Genomic DNA, 15965 nt, shown 5'->3' with positions numbered 1-15965 from the left:
CTTACCGAGGGGTCAAATCCGCCGCCTCGGCGAGCAGTTCGTGCGACCGGAGTTCGTCCTCGGGGTCGGCGAACTGGTTCTGGACGATGATTTCATCGACGCCGGTCTGGGCCGCCATCTGGTCCAACAGGTCGCGGACCGTCTCGGGACTCCCCGAGACTTGGCGGGGCCAGTCGCCCGGAGCGAGGGTGCTCGGCGTCGGGTCCGGGACGTGCCCGAGTTCGTCGATGGCCGTCTCGACCGAGTGAATCGGCGGGCGGTCTATCTGCCCGCGACGCAACCGCTGGCGGTTCGCTTCGGGGACCGAACGAAGTCGCGCGGCCTCCTCGTCCGTCTCGGCGCAGGTGACGTTCGCTGCGAGCATGCCGTGCGGTTCGTCCGGGCCAGCGCCCATGTCGGACGGTTGGAAGTGGTCCCGGTACACCTCGAACGCCCGCACGGCGGGTTTGGGTCGGATGAACGCCGCGAAGCAGTATCGAAGCCCTAAATCACCCGCGATGGCGGCGCTCGACGGACTGGAGCCGAGTACCCACACGTCGGGGATGCTCTCGCGGGACCGCGCCAGCGAGAGCTCGCTGAACCGGTGGTCGTCGTCGAACCCGTCGTAGAGGTGCGCGGCGACCTCCTCTATCTTCCCGGCGTGGTCGGTCGGTTGCCGTCGTTCGCTCCGGTCGTCCTGTAACGCGAAGTCAGAGACGGGGTTGCCCGTCGCCCTCCCCAGTCCGCAATCGATACGGCCGGGAGCGAGGGCGTCGAGCACGCCGAACGACTCGGCCACCTTGTACGGGCTGTAGTGGTTGAGCAACACCGTCCCCGACCCGATGCGGATGTCCGAGGTGTGGGCGGCGAGATTGCCCATCAACACTTCGGGGGTCGTGCTTGCCAACCGGTCGGTAAAATCGTGGTGTTCGGCGACCCAGAAGCGGGAGTAGCCGAGTTCCTCGGCGTGACGGGCGCGCTCTATCGTGTTTTCGAACGCTTCCGTCGCCGTTCCGCCCTCCGGTATCGGCGCGAGGTCCACGAGTGATAGGTCCATGTCCGTGTTTACGAACCGGCACCCATAACGGTGACTACCCCGGAAGTCCGAACCGGTTGAACACGGCCCCGTCCGCCGCCATCGACCGCATCACCGTCCGAACAGCCGACGGAGGCGGTCGAGTAGGCCGTCGTTCGTGCCGAGTTCGCGGGCGAGTTCGTCCAGTTCGTCGTCGGAGAACTTCGGGTTGTGGCGCGCCTCGCGGAGCCACCCGTTCCACTCCTCGTCCGTGAGCGTGCCTCGGGAGTCGCCTTCCCACTGTTCGACCAGCGCCTCCCGGTCGGGGAACGGGACGTCCATTCCGCTGTTCCCCCAGTACAGAGGCGAGAGTTCGAACTCGTACTCGTCGTCGTCCACGAACCGGAGCCGGTACGGATAGCCGTCGTAGAGGATGATGTCGTCCTCGGTTACCTCCTCTCCGTTCGGGAGCGTGAGCGTCCGTGTCATCGCGTCGGGCCGAACTACGGGTCGCACCCTTTTCCGTGTTCCGTGCACCGCGTCGCGGCGGTGGGGAAAGGGTCCCTCGGAAACCGATGGGGGAAAATTTGGTTTCGATGATACGCGAGGAGTTCCGAATCGAGACCTACGAAACGATTTCGGCGGGTGTGAACAGCGAAACGTCGTCACGCTCGTCGGCAGTGGCTCGAAGTCCGTCCGAAAACCCGGAGCGACAGAAACAGCAGTAGTGGTACGCCGGTTCGGTGCCGTTTTCCGGCGTCCAGCGAACCTGCGCCGCACTCCGCTCTAAGTCCGCCAGATCACCTTCGTTCATCTCCCGAGACGTGTACTTACATTCACCGGCGACGAGCGTGCCATCGCTTCCGAGACCGACGACATCGAGTTCGTGCTGCCGATGCCACCAGTATCCGATTCCTTGGTACGCCTTCGGAATTAGCGACGGAAGTGCTTCCTGGCAGATGATCTCGAACATCGACCCCATGTAATCGGAGAACGACGGCTCGACCGACCGCTCGTACGCGTCATCACCGAGTTGAACGAGCGTTCCTTCCTGACCGTAGACGTACCGAAACCAGAACCGGAAGAGCGGTTCGTTCAGTCGATATCGGCTCTTGCGTGTCGCGTTGGGGTCGGCCGTCACCGGGATATCTCGCTCGACCAATCGGAGGCGACGAAGTTTCGAGAGATACGATCCGAGCGTGTTCGAATCGACGCCCGCGAAGTTTGCGATCTCGTTTGCTTCACGCTTTCCGGTCGCTATCGCCCGGAGAATGGTGTAGTACGTCTGCGGTTCTCGGATTCCGAACTCCGTCCGGAGCAGGAACTCCGGCTCGTTGTGGAGAACGCCGTGTTCCGAGAGCACGTGGGACTGGATGTTTGCAGGAAGCGATGCGGAGGGGGTGAGTGCTCGCAAGTAATACGGTGTTCCACCGAAGACGCCCCGATATCGAAGTATCGTATCCGGATCGTCCGTAGGATAGAATCGGCGCGCGTTCTCCAGCGAGAGCGGCGGGAGGTCGATTGCCGCCGTGCGCCGACCGTACAAGGGACTCCCTCCGCCGAGGACCTTCTCCTCCATAACGCTGATCGACGATCCGACGAGGACGAGCGTCATCGCCGTGTCTTCGAGGTGTAAATCCCAGACGCGCTGGATCTTCGATGGAAGCGCTTCGTCCGACTGGACGAGATACGGAAACTCGTCGAGGACGACGACCGCGTTCTCCCGACCGAGCGCACGCAGCAGGGCCTCCCAGTCACGTTGGATGTCGTCTAAGAGGGGAAACGTCTCACTCGCCGTCTCGACGAAGTTAGCGAGTTGCACCTCCGGCGTCTCCTCTGTTGCCTGCCAGTAAACGGCGTCGTCAGTATCTCGTATCGCCTCGCGGACGAGTGCGCTCTTCCCGAGTCGTCGGCGACCGTAGATGACGATCAGGTCGGCGGTGTCGCTTCGAAACCGAGACTGCAACGTATCGAGCTCTTGCTCGCGGTTGACGAAACGCGGTGGGTTCATGCGTCGATTTCGAGATGACGGTAGATAATGCTGGCGATTATCTAAATCACGATTTTACTAATCACGATTTTACTAATCTGGACGAACCGCGATTCGGTACGTTCCGTCGACGACGCGAAGGGGACGGACGTCGAGTGAAGAGGGTCGTTTCGTTGAGCATGCAGGCTCAAGCCTTAGACGGGTTCGGCGGCAGTATCCAAACACGATGTTCGGACTCGGCCCACTCACAATCGGCAAGAAGGCGGCGAAGTTCGGCTACAAACGATACGGGATACCGGGCGCGGTGATGGCCGGTAGCGCAGGCGCGGTCGGCTACATCGCGGTCCGACGCGCGGTCAAAGCGGCGGTCGAACGAAAGGACGTCAGCGGAGCCATCGACGCCGGGACGATTCAGTCGGCGGTGGACGAGAAGGGAATCGACGCGATAACGGACCGCGAGACGCTCGAATCCTCCATCGACGAGGAGAAACTCGGCACGGACGTCGATATCGACGAGGTGCGGTCCACGACGGAGGAGGAGACGGACGAACTCGACGAAACCGCGGAGACGGACGAGGACGGCGCTTCCGACGCCGACGGCGGAGACGAGTCCGACTCGTAGACTGGGAGCCGTGACCACCGGCGTCGCCTCGACCGCTCGTCAGTCCGATTCGAGCCACGCCTTGTACGAATACCGGTCCGCGGACAGCGATTCGCCGAAGTCGATATCGAGTCTGATTTGATACTCCTTTTCGGTGTGCGCCGGGACGATCACGTTTTCCGATTCCTCGTACGTGCTGCCGCCATCGACTTTCACTTGCGCCCAGAGCGTGCCCGATTTCGTCTCGTCCGAATCGTTGCGCACGCTCGCGGTGACGACGACGTTTCCGAATCCCGTGACCCGCGAGTCGGTGGTCGTCACTTCGAGGGACCCCGTGAGTTTCGAGACGACACCGCTACAGCCGGAAAGGGCCGTCATACCGCCACAGACGAATAAACCGCCGGTGCGAAGCAGGTCGCGTCGTTGCATGGTCTATCGCTCCCGAAGAACAACGGACACATAATTTTTCCGTCCCGTCCCCGCGGTGACTCCGAAAAGAGTGAGCGTTCAGCGCGAAATTCCGCGTCGAGCGCTTCAGCTGAAGTCGATGAGGGGTTTGATGATCCCTTCCTCTTTCGTGTCCATGAGCTGAAACGCCTCGTCGATGTCCTCGAAGTCGAACCGATGGGTCGTCATCCGCGTCGGGTCCACCTTGCCCTCATCGAGCAATCGAAGCAGGCGGCGGAGCCGGAGGCGACCGCCGGGACAGAGCGACGTCACGATGTCCTTTTCGGCCATACCGACCCCCCACGCGTCCCGCGGGATGTCCACGAACTCCCCTTCGCCGTGGTAGCCGACGTTGGAGATGACGCCGCCGGGTTTGGTGACTTCGATACACTGTTTGAACGTGGCGTTCGACCCCAGCGCTTCGATGGCGGCGTCGACGCCCTCCCCGTCGGTCAGATCCATGATGGCGTCGACGGTTTCGACCTCGGTGTAATCGACCACCTCGTCGGCGCCGTAGAACTCGGCGAGTTCTTGGCGCTTTGGAACGCTTTCGACGGCGATGACCTGCCCCGCACCGCGGAGCGCCGCCCCCTTCGTTGCCATCAACCCGACCGGCCCTTGGGCGAAGACCGCGACCGTCCCGCCGATTGGAATATCCGCCCGCTCGGCCGCGCCGAAGCCGGTGCTCATCATGTCCGTGACGTACACCGCGGCCTCGTCGCTGACGCCGGACGGGATGTGAGCCATGTTCGCGTCGGCCTCGTTCACGTGAAAGAACTCGGCGAACACGCCGTCCTTGACGTTGGCGAACTTCCACCCGCCGAGCGCCTCGTTCGATTGCGACGGATGCCCGTCCTGTGCGGCCGGCGACCCCCAATCCGGGGTGATAGCGCCGACGGCGACGCGGTCGCCGGGTTCGAATTGCTCGACCTCGCTCCCGACCGATTCGACCACACCAACGGCCTCGTGGCCGAGCGTGATGTCCTCGCGTTCGCCGATTGCCCCGCCGACGGTGTGCACGTCGGAGGTACACACCAGCCCCTTCGTCGGCCGAACGATGGCGTCGTTCGGTCCCGCTTCCGGTTCGTCCTTCTCAATAACGTCGGTTTCGCCGATGGAACGCATCACGTACGCTTGCATGAATATCCCCCGGCACCACTTCCACGTCCACCCACTTCAATGGAATTCCCGACTTTGGCAATCTGGTTTCCACGCACGGGGTCTCCGAGCAGTATTTAAATCATTGAAGTGGTTCTCGCGACAATAAAAGAAATCGACGGAAGACGGCAGAGTGGCCTGTCGTCGAAACGGGTCAGTCGTCGGACGTCGATTCCGCCGTCTCGACGAACGACCGCCGTTCGCTCATCTCCCCGACGGAGAGGTGACAGGAGATTTGGTGACCGCTGTCTCCCTCTTTTTCCTCCAGCATCGGTTCGGTTTGTTCACAGACGTCGCCGATTTTCTTCGGACACCGAGTCTGGAACGGGCACCCGGACGGCGGGTTCAGCGGACTCGGCACGCTCCCTTCGAGCAGGATGCGGTCGGTCTTCCGCGACGGATTGGCGTGCGGAACCGCCGAAAGCAGGCTCTCGGTGTAGGGGTGGAACGGGGCCGAGAACACCTGTTCGACCGTGCCGAACTCGGCTATCTTGCCGAGGTACATCACGGCGATGCGGTCACAGATGTGTCGGACGACGCCGATGTTGTGCGAGATGAACAGGTACGACAGCCCGTACTCCGCCTGAATCTCGTCGAGCAGGTTCAGAATCTGTGCCTGTACGGACACGTCCAGTGCGGACACCGGTTCGTCACAGACGATGAGTTTCGGTTCCACGGCGAGCGCGTGCGCGATGGCGATGCGCTGTTGTTGCCCGCCCGAGAACTGGTGGGGATACTTGTGGAGCGCGTCGGGCGAGAGGCCGACGCGCGTCAGCAACTCGCGGGTTCGCTCCCGTTTCTCCTCGCCGGTCGCGATGTCGTGTTTCTCCATCGCTCGGCCGATGATTTGACCCACGGTCTTTCGCGGATTGAGCGAACTCTGCGGGTCCTGGAATATCATCTGCATCTCGCGGCGGAGGCTCCGCACCTCCGACCCGCTCATCTCGTGGATGGGTTGCCCCTCGAAGTACACCTCGCCGTCGGTCGGTTCAAGGAGTTTGAGCGCCGTGCGCGCGACGGTCGATTTGCCACACCCGCTCTCGCCGACGAGACCGACCGTCTCGCCCTGGTAAATCTCGAAGTCGATGCCGTCGACCGCCTTGACGGCCCGCCGTTCGAGCGTCGGCATACCGCCGTCCGAGCGCGTGAGCGTGAGATCACCGAAGAACCCGTCGCCGGACGGGAAGTGCTTTTTCAGGTTTTTCACCGCGAACAGCGGTTCGCCGCTCCGGTCGATGCGTTTTCGCTCGCCGCTCGATTCATCGGGGGTGTACCCCTGCCTGAGGTCGATTTCGTCCGTGCGGATACACGCCGCACGCGACGTCGTTCCCGCGGCCGGTTCGAGCCGGGGATTGCCGCCGGTCCGACAGGCCTCGGTCGCGTACTCACACCGGGGTGCGAAGTTACAGCCGCTGGGCAGGTCGGTGAGGTCCGGCATCGACCCGGCCAGCGTCGGTAGGTCGTCGTACTCCACGTCCGTCTGCGGAATCGAGTCGATGAGACCGCGCGTGTACGGATGCTGGGGATTGTCGAACAGTTCGTCGAGTTCCGCCGTCTCCACGAGGTTCCCCGCGTACATCACGCCGACGTGGTCGCACGTCTGGGCGACGACGCCGAGGTTGTGCGTTATCATCAGGATGGCCATCCCCTTTTCCTCCTGGAGTTCGTTCAGGAGGTCGAGGATTTTCGCCTGCGTCGTCACGTCGAGCGCCGTCGTCGGCTCGTCCGCGATTATCAGGTCCGGCTTGCAGGAGAGGCCGATGGCGATGAGCACGCGCTGGCGCATCCCGCCCGAGAATTCGTGCGGGTAGTCGCCGAACCGCTCGGCCGCGTCCGGGATTTCCACGTCGCGCATGACCTCGATGGCCTGTTCGCGCGCCGACTCGCGGTTGCCGCCCTGATGGTGCAGTATCGTCTCGACGATCTGTTCGCCGACCGTGAGCACCGGATTCAGCGACGACATGGGGTCCTGCGGGATGAGCGCGACTTTGTTCCCGCGAACGGACCGCATCTCGGGTTCGGAGAGTCCCAACAGGTCCACGCCGTCGAAGACGACTTCCCCGCCGGTGATTTCGCCGGGGCTATCGACGAGTTGGAGCAGCGAGCGCGCGGTGACGCTCTTTCCGGCGCCGCTTTCGCCGACCAAGCCCATTGTCTCGCCCGAATCGAGGGCGAACGATACGTCGTTGGCGGCGACGACCGTCCCGTCCTCCGTCAGGAACTCCGTCCTGAGGTCTCGAACGTCGAGGAGGGGGGCGGACCCGCCGTCCGCGTCGTTTCCGTTCATTCTATCGAATCCACCTTGGGGTCGAGCACGTCTCTCAGGCCGTCGCCGAGCAGGTTGAACCCGATGACGGTGACGGCGATGGCGATACCGGGGAAGATGATGATCCACGGCGCGGTTTGCATGAACCCGCTCCCGTTGTTTATCATCAGTCCCCACGACGGCGTCGGCGGTTGCGCGCCGAGGCCGAGGAACGACAGGCTCGCCTCCGCGAGCATGGCGAAGGCGATGTTCAGCGACCCCTGCACGAGCAGCGGGGCCGAACAGTTCGGCAGCACCTCGCGGAAGATGATGTGCGAATTGCTCTCGCCGCGGGCGATGGCCGACTCGACGTACGCCTCGTTTCGCTCCGAGAGCGTCGCGCTCCGGGCGACGCGAGCGATGTACGGCGTGTAGACGAACGCCAGCGCGATGATGACGTTCGTGAGTTCGGGGCCGAGGACGACCATCAACGTCAACGCGAGCAGGATGGGCGGGAAGGACATCGCGGCGTCCATGAACCGCATCAGCAACTCGTCGATGATGCCGCCGTAGTACCCGGACACCAGTCCGATTATCGTTCCGATGAGGAGCGCGCCGGTGATGGCACCGAAGCCGACTTTCAGCGAAATCCGACTGCCCATCACGACGCGGCTGAAGATGTCACGGCCGAGGTCGTCGGTTCCGAACGGGTGGTCCATCGACGGCGATTGCGTTCGGTCGGCGACCGACGTGTGTGAAATCGAGTACGGCGCGATGAACGGCGCGAAAATCGCTACCACGACGAGGGAAACGACGATGACGAGGCCTATCATCGCCTTGGTGTTGTTCCTGAACTGCCGCGCGAATCGCTGGAAGCGTTCTATCCGCGCGGACGTGGCCGTCGAATTCGAGTTCGACGTCGAGGTCGCCATTATTCGTCACCTCCGTAGCGAATCCGCGGGTCGAAGTAGCCGTAGAGGATGTCGGCCGCGAGGTTCGAGAGCATGTACATCAGCGCGACGACGACGATACAGCCCTGCAACAGGGGGATGTCGCGACTCTGGATGGCGGTCAGCGTCAGCCTGCCGATACCCGGCCAGAAGAATACCTGTTCCAGCACGACGACGCCGCCGAACGCGTAGCTGAACTGGAACGCGATGACCGTGATGACGGGGATGATGGCGTTCCGGAGCGCGTGCTTGAGGACGATGACCCGCTGGGTCATCCCCTTCGAGCGCGCCAGTTTGATGTACTCCTCGGACATGACTTCGAGCATCGACGAGCGGGTCATCCGCATGATGTAGGCGGTGAGGGCGAATCCCATCGCCGACGCCGGGAGGACGAGGTGGGTCAGCGTTCCCACCGGGTCCTCGCTCGGCGGGACGTAGCCCCCCGTCGGGAAGATGTTCAGCCAGACGGCGAAGACGAGGATGAACACCAGCCCCCACAGGAAGATGGGGATGGAGACGCCGATGAATCCGAACATCGACGCGAACAGGTCCGGAAGCTCGTTCTGTTTCACCGCGGCGATGACGCCGAGCGGCAGCGCCAAGACGACCGCGATGAGCGTCGCCGCTCCGGCGAGGAGGAGCGACTTCGGGAGTTTCTCCATGATGAGCGCCATGACCGGGTCGCCGAAGCGGAGCGACGTTCCCATGTCGCCCTGAACGAGTCCGAACACCCAGTCCACGTATTGGACGTACAACGGCTTGTCGAGCCCCATCTGTGCTTGGAGCGCCTGAATCGACTTGTCGGTGGCGTTCGGCCCGAGGATGAGCAACGCGACGTCCCCCGGAAGAATCGTCGTCACGATGAACGTGATCATCGTCACGAACAGGAGGGTTAGCACCATGAACCCCAACCGCCTCAGTAGATAATTAGACATTGACATGGTGGGTCACCGAGTTATCCGTCGAGCCAGTTGTCGTCGAACCGAAGCGTCGAGCCGTCCGGCGTGCCGATTTTTCCTTTGTAGTCGGTCGAACCGGCGTACAGGTTCGCCTGCCACCAGAGCAGGAGGTGCCCCGCGCGGTCCTCGTGGAGGATTTCGGTCGCCTCGTGGTACAGTTCGGCGCGCTTGTCCTCGTCGTACATGTGGCGGGCCTTCTCGACGAGTTTGTTGTATTCGTCGTTGTTCCAGCCGGTGAAGAAGAACGCGCCGTCGGGGTGGAGGAACTTGTAGAACGACACGTCCGGGTAGGTCAGCGCGAGGTACGAACTGGTCGTCGCCTCGAAGTTCTGCTTGCTGTAGACGTCCGAGAGCCACGTACTCCACGTGATTTTCTGGATGTTGAGGTTGATGCCGACCTCGGACGCTTGGTCCGAGATGACCTTCGCACCCTGCACCTGCGTCGGGTAGGATTGCGGAATCTTGAACGAAACCGAGAATCCGTCGGGCATGCCCGCCTTCTTCAGGTGTTCTCTGGCCTTGTCGAGGTCACGCGGACGCGGTTTGATGTCGGGGTTCACCCACTTGCTGCCGGGCGCGGCGGGCGTCGCCGTCGTCTTGCCGGTGCCGTAGAGCGCCGCCTCGCTGATCTTCTCCTTGTCGAGCGCGTAATCGAGCGCGAGGCGGGCGTGTTTGTCGTCGAACGGCTTCTTGTTGCAGTTCAACCCGAGGTAGACGAGCGCCTTCGGGAACTGCTTCTCGAAGCGGACGGACGAATCGTTCTTGAGCGATTCGACGTCCTTCGGCGGGACGCCGTTGACGAAATCGTACTCGCCCGCGCGGAACGACTGCAGTCGAACGTTCGGGTCCGTAATCTCGCTCTTGACGATTTTGTCGAGGAAGGGCCCGTTCTCGTCGCTGGCGTTCCAGTAGTCGTCGAACTTCGTCATCGTGAACGACGTCTCCACCTCGTGGCTCTCGAACTGGTACGGCCCCGTTCCGATGGGTTCCTTGATCTTCTTCTTTTGTGCTTGTTTCTCGGGGACGATGTGCATCTCCCCGGTCGACATCCGCGAGAGGAACGGCGCGAACGGTTCGGACAACTGCACGACGAACGTCTGGTCGTCGGGGTTGTCCATCGAGTCCACGAAGTCGAAGAACCCGGTGGCGAGGTACTCTCCGTTCGCAATCCGCTTGTAGGTCGCGAGAACGTCTTTGGACGTCATCTCGCTGCCGTCGTGGAATTTCACTCCCTTCTGGAGGGTGAACTCCAGTTTCGTGTTGTCGTCGGAGGTCGTCCAGTCCTTCGCGAGATGGGGTTTCAGCGAGTAGTCGGGAGCCAACCGGATGAGGGGCTCGGTGATGTTTTCGAGCACGCGGTTGGTCGCGGCTGCGCTTTCGAGGTGAGGGTCGAGTCCCTGCACGGGCACGGCACCGCCCCACTGGAGCGTGCCGCCCATCTTCGCGTTTCCGTCCCCGTTTCCGCCGCCGGAGTCGTCCGAGTCGCCGCCACCGAGACAGCCGGCGAGCGCGACGGGAACACCGGCCGCCGTCGCGGCGAGGAACGCCCGGCGGTCGACGCGTCCGTGACCGGCCGTATCGCTATTATTTTCATTCTTGCGGCTATTGCTATCGCTTGGCATAGAATAGCGCACTCAACCGTCCGTGATAAAGATTATGAAAAAACCGACACGATAGTTGGATTTCTGAAGTGAAACCGGGCGTCAAACCTGTAAGTCGAATGCCCGATTGGGAAACAGTCAAATAGGCGGGTGGGCCACGTTGCCTTGGTACGCATGCAGGTACGCGAGCAACGGCTACGACGTGACATCGAGGCCAACGCGGCGTTCGGGTCGGTCGCGGTCGAAAACGGTCACGGTCGAACCGTCCTCACCGGAACCGAGGCGGACAGGGAGGCACGAGAGTATTTTTGCGAGCGATTGCGGGACGCCGGTCTCGACGTTCGCGTGGACGGCGTTGGAAACATCGTCGGCCGGTGGACGCCCGAGAGCGCGGACCCCGACGCGGCCGCGGTCGCCGCCGGGAGCCACCTCGATTCGGTCCCGGAGGGCGGCATCTTCGACGGGCCGCTCGGGGTCTACTCCGCGCTGGAAGCGGTTCGCGCGATGCAGGACGCGGGCGTCGAACCGGCGCGGCCGGTCGAGGTCGTCTGTTTCACCGAGGAGGAGGGCCAGCGGTTCGACGGCGGATTGCTCGGTTCCGCCGTCGCCGCCGGGGAGATGAGCCTCGAAACGGCGCTCGCGCTCGAAGACGAATCCGGCGTGACGCTCGAAGCCGCGCTCGACGACATCGGCTTTCTCGGCGAGGGGCGCGTGGCCGCCGACGAGTGGCACGCGTGGCTCGAACTCCACATCGAACAGAGCGAGCGCCTCGAAGACGCGGGTATCCCCGCCGGAATCGTGACGACGATAACGGGACTCTCCCGGTGTGCCATCGAAATCACCGGCGAAGCGAACCACGCGGGATCGACGCTGATGGACGACCGGTCGGACGCCCTTGCGGGGGCGAGCGAGTTCGTTCTCGACGTCGAACGCGCCGCGCGTGAGCGCGTCGAAGCCGAATCGGACACGGCGGTCGCCACCGTCGGCAAACTCGACGTGGGACCGGGCGCACCGAACGTCATTCCGGGACGGGCGGAACTGACCCTCGATGTCCGCGACATCGAACAGGAGTCCATCGAGTACGTCGTGGACCGAGCGAAGCGGAGCCTCGACAGCATCGAAACCGAGCGCGACGTGACGACCGCGTTCGAGCGGCCGTGGAACCGCCACCCCGTTCCGATGAGCGACCGGTGTCGCACCGCGCTGGAGGCCGCCGGGGAGACCGCGAACATCGACACGTTGTCTCTGCACTCGGGTGCCGCCCACGACACCATGCACGTTGCGAATGTCACGGATGCAGGCCTACTTTTCGCCCCGTCGCGGGACGGCATTTCACACAATCCGCTGGAGTGGACCGAGTGGGAGGATTGTGCCGCATCGACGCGCGTCCTCGCGGGTGCGCTAACGCGACTCGCCGACGCTGACGAATAACGGCGTTCTCGAACGAGCAAATCGGACTGTTCTTGGCTAGAAGACCGAGAATCGAGCGTTTCAGCTCGTCATCAGCGGGATTCTCGTTCGAATATCCTCCGCGGCGAAGTACGCATTGTCCACACAACAGTCCTTGATTCAGCGATTTTCGACCGATTTCTGTCCCTTCTCTCGTCGCTTCGGTCGTTATACCTATTGAGAACAGGAGCTAGCTTCATCATTAACCATACAGGGCGTGAAACGCGCATTTTCGGCCGGATAGCATTATCCGTTTCAGATAATGGGTAACACAACTCGTGAACGGCCTAAATGTCCACAGTCGATTTGCACGTATTTTGAACGCAAGCTCAAAAATGATGAACTGCCGTGACACCGATATCGGCCGTTCGAGCCGAAATTGAGGGCTTCGAGAATCGGACGGGTCGTCTGTCGATTTCGACCCCGACGACGGCTATCGATTCGAAGCTTCGGAAATCTTTGCTCCATATACAAACGCTTTTATCGCTCTATTTGGTATCGGTTAGCATGGCAGATTCCACCGAAACCGGCTCGTCGCGGACCCTAAAGACGGTCACGCGGGCGTTCGACGTGATTCAGGCGCTGGAGGAGTTGGACGGCGCGCGCGTCACGGAGCTCGCCGACCATCTCGGGATGTCGAAAAGTGCCGTCTACAATCACCTCACGACGCTTCGGGAGAACAAGTTCGTCGTCCAGGAGGGAAACACCTACTCGCTGTCGTTGCAGTTCCTCCTCCTCGGCGAGTACGTTCGCAATCAGAACAAACTGTACAGCATCGGAAAACCAGAAATCGAGAGTCTGGCCGACGAGACGGGGGAGTACGCCCACCTCGCAACCGAACAGCACGGTCTCAGCGTGAACCTGTACAAGGTGCGAGGCGAGAAAGCGGTCGGGAGCAACTATCAGACGAGCAAACTGCAGAAGCCGGACTATCTCCACTTCTCGGCGACCGGGAAGTCGATTCTTGCATCGCTCCCGCCCGAGCGCGTGGACGCCATCGTCGACCGCTACGGACTGGTTCGCAAGACGGAAAACACCATCACCGACCGAGAGGAACTGGATTCGGAACTCGAACAAATCCGAGAGCGAGGGTACGCGTACAACGACGAGGAGGAGATAGAGGGTCTCAAAGCCATCGGCGCGCCGGTACTCGACAGGAACGGTCGCGTTCTCGGGGCGGTGAGCGTTTCCGGTCCAACTAACCGGATGAACGAAACGGAGTATCACGACATGATCGTCGAGAAAGTGACGAACGCGGCGAACGTCATCGAGGTGAACATCAACATGGCGGAGCGCGAGGCGGACCATCCGAAGTTCATCTGACGATACTCGTCTCCGCTCGCGCCGAGAACGACGACCGTAACGGAGCCTTCCATTACAGAATTACTACTGTAATGGACGGGTGTCGGCGGTGAGTTCGAAACCGGACGGGCATCATGTAAAATCAATGTATTTCATAACGCTATATCAACCGAGAAAAAGCGTCCCGTAGTTTGTGAGGGTTCCTCCACTCTGGAGGAAATGATTTGCCAGTCGTACTCTCGACCGTGGAAACGGGAAAGTCGTCTCGGGTAGTTGGTTTCCGAACGTCGGTCGAGAGTCTCGTGTTTCGTCGATAAACCATCACCAACTGAATAATTTGGCTTTTTTGACGACGAAATTACAGCAACTGCATGCTGAAATCGTTTATCGCCTTCGCTGCACTATAGCAGGTTGCAGGGTGCGGCTCTCCCCGCCACGAAACACGGACCAAGTGCGTTCGTTCAGCGGCACCCGATAGCCATCTTCATCGCTTCGACGTGCGCGTTTTGATACACGCGGCGGCGAGTGGCGTCGGCCACGTGTTCCCGCTGGGACGTGTGAAGAAAGCACACGAACTGCGCTAATCACGCCACGCGTACGGAAAATCGTCCGAACTGTAACGCTGAGCATCCATCGGCGTTTCCTTCGATAGTTACAAGAAACGGTGGAGGTTCGATGGCGGTGTGATGGGTCCACTGTTTCTACAGGCCGGAACAAACCGAGTGCCACCTGGTCGTTCGAAAGAACTTCGCTCTCTCGTAATGTCGAGACGTCAGCGGCGTCTCGAACCACTCGGATGCTTTTGAACCACTTGACCAGAGTCGGTTCACCGCAGCCCATTTTGGAGGTTTATATCGTTGATATTTGTATTCCATATCGACGAACAGAATCCCGGCGAGCAGCGTGTTCTACTCAGCGAATTGATGGGAGCCATCGGTCGCTCATCGCACAACTGTCGGATAGTCCCGTAACGGTTTACGTCCCAACGCGTGCGCCGTTGAGGGGAAACCGTACGCCAGTGATTCGACAGTTCGTCGCAGATTATGTCAACGAACTTCGCCCGAAATATGCGCGACGTCGCCGATTCATCCCAGGGATTCCTTCTTGAAGAGTCGCCACAGAGATGGCCGAAATGCGACGAAAAGCCAAACCGAATGCGTCTCAAAATATCTCATCCGATATAGCCATATATCTATATATTCGAATAGAATATATATTTTGGGAAGTTTTTATAGTCTCTATTGTGAGTATGGGGATATGGAGACACGGAAAGTGCAGATCACGGGCGGGTCGACGTACACCGTTTCCCTTCCGAAGGGATGGGCGACGGAGAACGAGGTATCGGAAGGTAGTGCGCTCGGCATCTACCCGGACGAGTACACCCTCATCCTCACGCCGAATCACCGCGACGAAGCCCTCGAAGGGCACTTCGACGGCACCGGGTGCGGCGGTGACGAACTCGTTCGCACTGTAATCGCCATGTACGTGAGCGGGTACGACGTCATCACGGTCGAAACCAGCCGTATCACGGCCGACGATCGGCGCGCCATCCGCACGGCCACGCGGACGCTCGCCGGTTTCGAGGTGATAAAAGAGGGAGACAGAACGTTCGTCGTCCAAGTGCTCTTCGACTCCTCCCAGTTTTCGCTCACCAACGCGGTCGGGCGGATGCACGTTATCGCCCTCGAAATGTTGAAAGACGCGATACGTGCACTCACCGAGCGCGACGACGCGCTCGCGCGGGACGTCATCGACCGCGACGACGACGTCGATAGACTGTGGTTCGTCGTGTCACGACTGTTCCGAAAGACGCTCCGAACGCCCGCCGCGGTCGAGGAACTCGGCATCCCGCGGGAGGTCTGTTTCGACCTCTTCACCGGCGCTCGTCAACTCGAACGCATCGCCGACCACGCGGCGAAGATCGGTCAGGTCTCCGTCGAACTCGATTCTGTCCCCGAACCCGTATCGACGTCGGTCGTGGAACTCCACGAAGAGGCGGAACGCATCATCGAGACCGCCACGGAGGCACTCCTCGCCGACGACCGTAAAAACGCCGTTCAGCTGGCGAACGAGGCTCGCCACGCGGTTTCCGAAGTCGACCATCGTGGCCGCGCTATCGACGATCATCTCCGCGACTTCGGTCCACATCAAGCCCAGCAACTCCGACTGAGCATCGATTCGCTGTCCCGGTGTGCCGACTACGGCGGCAACATCGCCGAGGCGGCACTCCAAAAGGCCGCCCCGCGCCCGTAGCTCACGGGTATTAAAG

13 protein-coding genes are annotated in these 15965 nt (G+C 61.5%); 4 read left to right on the top strand and 9 right to left on the bottom strand.

The genetic code is table 11. From position 1 onward, the window contains the following. Position 1: 1 nt before the first annotated feature. The 3 genes from OPC11_RS13005 to OPC11_RS12995 all read right to left on the bottom strand — a co-directional run bounded on the left by OPC11_RS13005 (position 2) and on the right by OPC11_RS12995 (position 3005). Positions 2 to 1036: an LLM class flavin-dependent oxidoreductase gene (locus OPC11_RS13005; RefSeq protein WP_264782166.1), complete on the bottom strand. Its 1035-nt coding sequence runs from the start codon at positions 1034 to 1036 to the stop codon at positions 2 to 4. Positions 1037 to 1126: 90 nt separating this feature from the next. Then, positions 1127 to 1483 (bottom strand): hypothetical protein, encoded by a 357-nt coding sequence (locus OPC11_RS13000; protein WP_007983374.1) that lies wholly within the window; start codon positions 1481 to 1483, stop codon positions 1127 to 1129. A 136-nt stretch (positions 1484 to 1619) separates the two neighbouring features. Then, the gene (locus OPC11_RS12995; protein ID WP_007983372.1) at positions 1620 to 3005 is read right to left on the bottom strand and encodes an ATP-binding protein; all 1386 of its coding nucleotides are present in this window, start codon (positions 3003 to 3005) and stop codon (positions 1620 to 1622) included. A 205-nt stretch (positions 3006 to 3210) separates the two neighbouring features. Here OPC11_RS12995 and OPC11_RS12990 point away from each other — a divergent pair, with 205 nt between their 5' ends. Then, positions 3211 to 3606, top strand: a complete 396-nt coding sequence (locus tag OPC11_RS12990; protein ID WP_264782165.1) for a hypothetical protein — start codon at positions 3211 to 3213, stop codon at positions 3604 to 3606. 39 nt (positions 3607 to 3645) lie between these two features. Here OPC11_RS12990 and OPC11_RS12985 read toward each other — a convergent pair whose 3' ends face one another. The 6 genes from OPC11_RS12985 to OPC11_RS12960 form a co-directional block, all read right to left on the bottom strand. Next, a complete protein-coding gene (locus tag OPC11_RS12985; RefSeq protein WP_007983369.1) occupies positions 3646 to 4014 on the bottom strand; it encodes a hypothetical protein in 369 nt (122 codons plus the stop codon). A 105-nt stretch (positions 4015 to 4119) separates the two neighbouring features. After that, the gene (locus tag OPC11_RS12980; protein WP_264782164.1) at positions 4120 to 5172 is read right to left on the bottom strand and encodes an NAD(P)-dependent alcohol dehydrogenase; all 1053 of its coding nucleotides are present in this window, start codon (positions 5170 to 5172) and stop codon (positions 4120 to 4122) included. 172 nt (positions 5173 to 5344) lie between these two features. Next, positions 5345 to 7477 (bottom strand): dipeptide ABC transporter ATP-binding protein, encoded by a 2133-nt coding sequence (locus OPC11_RS12975; protein ID WP_264782163.1) that lies wholly within the window; start codon positions 7475 to 7477, stop codon positions 5345 to 5347. Then, the gene (locus tag OPC11_RS12970) at positions 7474 to 8367 is read right to left on the bottom strand and encodes an ABC transporter permease (RefSeq protein ID WP_007983363.1); all 894 of its coding nucleotides are present in this window, start codon (positions 8365 to 8367) and stop codon (positions 7474 to 7476) included. Before OPC11_RS12970 ends, OPC11_RS12975 begins: the two co-directional genes overlap by 4 nt. Further along, on the bottom strand, positions 8367 to 9320 hold the full coding sequence (locus tag OPC11_RS12965; protein ID WP_256388527.1) for an ABC transporter permease: 954 nt from the start codon (positions 9318 to 9320) through the stop codon (positions 8367 to 8369). The genes OPC11_RS12970 and OPC11_RS12965 overlap by 1 nt, the downstream gene beginning before the upstream one ends. Before the next feature lie 20 nt (positions 9321 to 9340). Further along, a complete protein-coding gene (locus tag OPC11_RS12960; protein ID WP_264782162.1) occupies positions 9341 to 10966 on the bottom strand; it encodes an ABC transporter substrate-binding protein in 1626 nt (541 codons plus the stop codon). 153 nt (positions 10967 to 11119) lie between these two features. On the opposite strand from OPC11_RS12960, the gene OPC11_RS12955 reads away from it, so the two are divergent. The 3 genes from OPC11_RS12955 to OPC11_RS12945 all read left to right on the top strand — a co-directional run bounded on the left by OPC11_RS12955 (position 11120) and on the right by OPC11_RS12945 (position 15949). Beyond that, positions 11120 to 12376, top strand: a complete 1257-nt coding sequence (locus OPC11_RS12955) for a Zn-dependent hydrolase (protein ID WP_264782161.1) — start codon at positions 11120 to 11122, stop codon at positions 12374 to 12376. Between the two features lie 525 nt (positions 12377 to 12901). Next, positions 12902 to 13717 carry an IclR family transcriptional regulator gene (locus OPC11_RS12950; RefSeq protein ID WP_007983356.1) on the top strand — a complete coding sequence of 272 codons (816 nt, stop codon included), beginning with the start codon at positions 12902 to 12904 and terminating at the stop codon, positions 13715 to 13717. 1236 nt (positions 13718 to 14953) lie between these two features. Beyond that, positions 14954 to 15949: a phosphate uptake regulator PhoU gene (locus OPC11_RS12945; protein WP_264782160.1), complete on the top strand. Its 996-nt coding sequence runs from the start codon at positions 14954 to 14956 to the stop codon at positions 15947 to 15949. Positions 15950 to 15965 lie beyond the last annotated feature (16 nt).

Origin of the sequence: Haladaptatus sp. T7, from assembly GCF_026008575.1 — an archaeon.
Taxonomy (GTDB): Archaea; Halobacteriota; Halobacteria; order Halobacteriales; family Haladaptataceae; genus Haladaptatus; species Haladaptatus paucihalophilus.
Note: the sequence above shows the minus strand (reverse complement) of the source record. Positions and strands in the feature narration are given on the sequence as shown.